This window comes from Cedecea sp. B1(4), from assembly GCF_059414925.1.
Map to the genome: position 1 here is coordinate 1 of NZ_JCAHMZ010000352.1, position 615 is coordinate 615.

General features: G+C 58.7%; 1 protein-coding gene. It reads left to right on the forward strand.

The annotated features are described in order from the left end of the window. Positions 1–94: 94 nt before the first annotated feature. Positions 95–382 (forward strand): hypothetical protein, encoded by a 288-nt coding sequence (locus ACR6JA_RS23250; protein WP_494599894.1) that lies wholly within the window; start codon positions 95–97, stop codon positions 380–382. Positions 383–615 lie beyond the last annotated feature (233 nt).

A 615-nucleotide genomic window follows, 5' to 3' on the forward strand; every position in this document is an offset into this window, starting at 1 on the left:
CGGATAGCTTGGCCGCAGGGGTGGAGCTCGTGTGGTCTGCCTTGGACTTCCCCGAACTGAAGTGCAGTACGATGGCGACGTCAGCGGAGGAGATATGTCTTCGAGAGTGTCGGTAACGCCGGAGGAGTACGCCCAATATTTGCGGGCGGAATTGGAGCGGGCTGGCATTTCGCTCAACGACAACGACCTCAAGGTGGTCTACGTTCCTTTGGCTGATCGGTCTGGTCATCGTGACATCGCCGTTCCATCGGATGCGCCGGTATTGCTGTGCGACTGGATCCATCATCAAGAGCTCGCCCAGGCTGACGCTGTCGTCTCTCAGAGAATATTCTCTGTTCCACCGTTCGCTGAGCTGGGGTGGTGGCCAGGGGAAAAAGCGTAGGAGTTTCACAGTGTTAACTCCAGCCGCCAGTAGTTCGTGCCGCGAGTGCAGACACTCGGAGAAATGCCGCGTTCATAGAGAGCCATCCTCTCTAGGGATCACGTCGCTAGTGTCATTCAATACCCAACGCAGGGCGGCGGCATAGTCGCCTTGGGCGGTTTCCAATGCGGCCATGATCTGCTTGCGGGATTTAACGCGGGGCCGTTCGCCCATCACCGCGGCCTGCTTGCGGC

Excerpts from the sequence above, each read along its gene's own strand:
- ACR6JA_RS23250 (WP_494599894.1), top strand. The coding sequence starts at position 95 with ATGTCTTCGAGAGTGTCGGTAACGCCGGAGGAGTACGCCCAATATTTG.